Origin of the sequence: Pseudanabaena sp. 'Roaring Creek' (assembly GCF_001402795.1) — a bacterium.
Classification (GTDB): domain Bacteria; phylum Cyanobacteriota; class Cyanobacteriia; order Pseudanabaenales; family Pseudanabaenaceae; genus Pseudanabaena.
Genome location: NZ_LIRE01000306.1, coordinates 1 through 3,837 on the forward strand (window position 1 = coordinate 1; position 3,837 = coordinate 3,837).

General features: G+C 44.2%; 4 protein-coding genes. 3 read left to right on the forward strand and 1 reads right to left on the reverse strand.

Annotation, left to right across the window (positions count from 1 at the left end; translation table 11 throughout):
* The first annotated feature begins 188 nt into the window (after window positions 1–188).
* Complete coding sequence (locus tag AC805_RS10620) at window positions 189–1,457, forward strand: S41 family peptidase (protein WP_197278694.1); 1,269 nt, start codon at window positions 189–191, stop codon at window positions 1,455–1,457.
* Window positions 1,458–1,671: 214 nt separating this feature from the next.
* On the opposite strand, the gene cysK is transcribed toward AC805_RS10620, so the two are convergent.
* A complete protein-coding gene (gene cysK / locus AC805_RS10625) occupies window positions 1,672–2,625 on the reverse strand; it encodes a cysteine synthase A (protein ID WP_055075414.1) in 954 nt (317 codons plus the stop codon).
* Between the two features lie 218 nt (window positions 2,626–2,843).
* Here cysK and AC805_RS10630 point away from each other — a divergent pair, with 218 nt between their 5' ends.
* On the forward strand, window positions 2,844–3,251 hold the full coding sequence (locus AC805_RS10630; RefSeq protein WP_055075415.1) for a ChuX/HutX family heme-like substrate-binding protein: 408 nt from the start codon (window positions 2,844–2,846) through the stop codon (window positions 3,249–3,251).
* A gap of 7 nt (window positions 3,252–3,258) precedes the next feature.
* Window positions 3,259–3,579, forward strand: a complete 321-nt coding sequence (locus AC805_RS10635) for a DUF2281 domain-containing protein (protein WP_231662640.1) — start codon at window positions 3,259–3,261, stop codon at window positions 3,577–3,579.
* The last annotated feature ends 258 nt before the right edge of the window (window positions 3,580–3,837 follow it).

Consider the following 3,837-nt stretch of genomic DNA (forward strand, 5'->3'; position numbering starts at 1 on the left):
GAATCAAAACCTGTAGCGCCCGCTGCGCGGGCGCTACAGGTTTTGGGGTTTTATATTTAATTGCGCTTAGCTATTTAGTGATCTCTTACGTTGCTATAGTTAGAAAAATATGAGAAATCAGGCTTGTTGAAAGCTAGATTAGTTAGGATAGAGAGAATATTTTTAGATAAACAGTTTGCGTACAGAGCATGATAAAACAGCGTCGTATTTGGTCTTGGCTCGTCATTGGTTTCGCGATCGCCTTACAGTTTTTCTGGAGTTTTGGGGCAAGTGCTGCGGTAACGGACTATTTACAAGAACAAAAATTTCTCACAAATGTTTGGCAGATCGTCAACCGTTCCTATGTTGACGCTGATTTTAATCATCAAAATTGGTACAAAGTTCGCCGCCAGTTTGTCAATCGTAAATTTAACAGCCATGATGATACTTATCAGGCTATCCGCGAAATGCTTGCCACGCTTGACGATCCTTTTACAAGATTGCTCGAACCCGACAAGTTTAAGAGTATGCAAACCAGTACAGCAGGGGCGTTAACTGGTGTGGGGCTCCAAATTGCTGTTGATGAACCAAAAAATAATGTGATCGTGATTGCACCGATTGAGGGTTCGCCTGCGGATGCGGCGGGGTTGCGATCACGCGATCGCATTGTGGGCATTGATAACATTCCTACCAAAGGTTTAAGTCTCGATGAATGCGCAACCAGAATGCGGGGAGAGATCGGTTCAGAAGTCAAGCTCAGCATAGAGCGTCCCCTTGCCAATGATAAGGGCTTTGAGAAGTTTGATGTGGTCATTAAACGCGATCGCATTGCCGTTACTCCGATTATTGCTAAGCTCAATCAGGAAGACAATCACAAAGTCGGCTATATCCGTCTCAACCAATTCAATGGCAATGCGGCGACGGATATGGAAAAGACCATCAAAAAGTTTAAAGCAGAAGGAGCCGATCGCTACGTCCTCGATCTGCGCGGTAATCCTGGAGGGCTATTTGATGCAGGGCTAGAAATTGCGAGGATGTGGATTCCTGAGGGAACGGTTGTGTACACAGTGGATCGACATGGCGTACAGGAAAGCTTTGAGGCAAAAGGCAGTGCCATTACAACCGATCCTTTAGTGGTACTGACCGATGGTGGCAGTGCCAGTGCTAGCGAAATTCTGGCTGGTGCATTACAAGAAACCAATCGCGCGCAATTGGTCGGCACTAAAACCTATGGGAAAGGTCTAATTCAATCACTTTATGAATTGGAAGATGGTGCAGGTTTAGCGGTAACCATTGCTAAATACGAAACACCCCTCCATCACAACATCCACAAACGCGGCATCATTCCGAATGTGGAAGTTGCCCTTACGGAACCAATTACGCGCCAACAACTCGGAACCAAAGAAGATCCGCAATATGTAGCCGCGCTTTCGGTTTTAGATGGAACTTATAAGAAAAATGTAATTGCAAAGTCTTAAACAAAAAGTCTTAAGCAAAAAGCCTTAAACAAAAAGAGCCGCGCAAAGCACGGCTCTTTTTGTTTAGCTAACGTGAGTTCGGGATAATTTGAAACAGGCTTTGAGAAAGGGATTGCTACGCAAACCCTTTCTCAAAGCCCAAAAGTAAAAGCCTTGCTACGCAAGGCTTTTACTTTTGGGCTTTTAAAATTTGCCAGCTTAACCCGAACTGACGTTAGCTAAGTCCCATCAATTCAGGATCTTGGAACAGAGGAGTACTTAAATAACGTTCGCCAAAACTGGGTTGAATCATCACCACCATTTTGCCCGCATTTTCGGGACGCTTGGCAATTTGCACGGCGGCATAAAGCGCCGCTCCACTGGAAATTCCCGATAAAAGTCCTTCTTCGCGAGCTAATCTGCGTCCAAAAGCGATCGCCTGATCGTCACTCACGGGAATAATCTCATCAATCAGTTCTGTTTTTAGAACTTCAGGCACAAATCCCGCGCCAATACCTTGAATTTTATGGGGGCCAGGACGACCACCCGACAGTACGGGGCTATTGGCTGGCTCGACCGCGATCGCTTTAAAATCTGGCTTCCGCGATTTAATTACTTCGGCAATGCCCGTAATCGTACCGCCAGTACCAACTCCCGAAATCAGAAAATCAACCTGTCCGTCGGTATCTTCCCAAATCTCTTCAGCAGTAGTCTTACGGTGAATTGCAGGATTTGAGGGGTTGCGGAACTGTTGCAACATATAGGCATCGGGAGTGCTCTCGCTGATTTCCTTTGCTCGTCGGATAGCGCCACCCATGCCTTCTGTGCCTGGGGTCAGTTCTAAGGTAGCTCCATAGGCGCGTAACATCGCTCGCCTTTCCATACTCATGGTTTCTGGCATCGTTAGGATCAATTTATAACCCTTGGCGGCTGCCACCATCGCCAGTGCAATCCCTGTATTGCCCGAAGTCGGTTCTACCAGAATTGTCTTGTTTGGCGCAATCAAGCCCTGTTCTTCAGCTTCTTGGATCATGTTCACGCCAATCCGATCCTTGACGGAAGCGGCGGGATTCATGCCCTCTAATTTGACGATAATTCTTGCTACGCAGCCCTCAGCCTTGGGAATGCGCTGCAATTCGACCAGTGGGGTACGTCCGACTAATTCAGTTATGTTCTTGGCGATTTTCATAGATAAATGCTTGATTGATTGCGGGTAAATGAGCTTGTAGTCAACTTTAGAGCATTTTTGAGGGCTTTGGAATTTCTTGATATTAAGCGACGATCGCGACTTTTATCCCCCAAAAGCTACACACACTAACTCTTTTCGGCTTTAATAGGGATATTGTGATCGCAAAAAAATTTCACAACATCATCATAAACTTATTAATTAATATTAAATAAATTCCTATGGCTGCTACTTTAAAAGATTTTTTAGAAGAATGTCACACTCTCGGACTAGTCCGCCTGATCGTCACCAGTGATGCGGGTGTACTAGAAGCAAGGGTAAATATCGAGAAGTTGTTTTATGCGGAACTCCCTAAGGGCAAGTATGCGAATATGCATTCTGAACATATCGAGTTTCACCTCAATATGGACAAAATCACCGATGTGCGCTTTGAAACCGCCGAAGCCAAACGCGGTAATTTCACCACCTACGCGATCCGCTTCCTCGATGCCGATGACAAGGCTCAAATGAGTGCTTTCCTCCAATGGGGTAAACCAGGGGAATATGCCGAAGGTCAAGTCGAAGCATGGTCTGCTCTCAAAGATAAGTACGGCGAAACTTGGAAGCCTGAACCTGTTGAGAGTGTATAGGTCATAATTGTCAATATTTCTATCTGCGATCGCTCTAGAGGGAAAATCAATGCAACAAACTATGGCTAAAGATCAAGAACCTAGCACCAGTATTTCCTTAGATGATGAAGTACTCAAAATCTTTGCGAAAATACCAGATGATCTCAAGATCGAGGTTCTGCATTATGCGGAATATTTGTTGAGTAAGGGAATGAACAAGTCATCTGGTGTTGCGATCGCAAGTGATGACATACCCAAGAAAAAGTATAGACAAGCAGGAACGATGACAGGGATGATTGTGATGTTAGAGGATTTTGATGAGCCATTAGCAGATAAAAAACTTGAATAGCTTCAGGTTGAAATAGAGCAAAAAATTGGTAAAAACTCTTTGCTATTTCAAAAAATTGAAATGTTTTTAAAGCATCTTGTTTCTATCAATAACTCACCTTACGCAGATAGAAAGCGCCCAAAAAAAATGACTGAGAATGTATACTGGAAGTAGGTTTGAGAGTAATTGCTTTGCCGAAACCAAGCTAAGATGAGGAAAGAAGATAAAAACATGAAGATGAACATGTTAGATCTTTATAGTGACTATCTAATTAGTTCT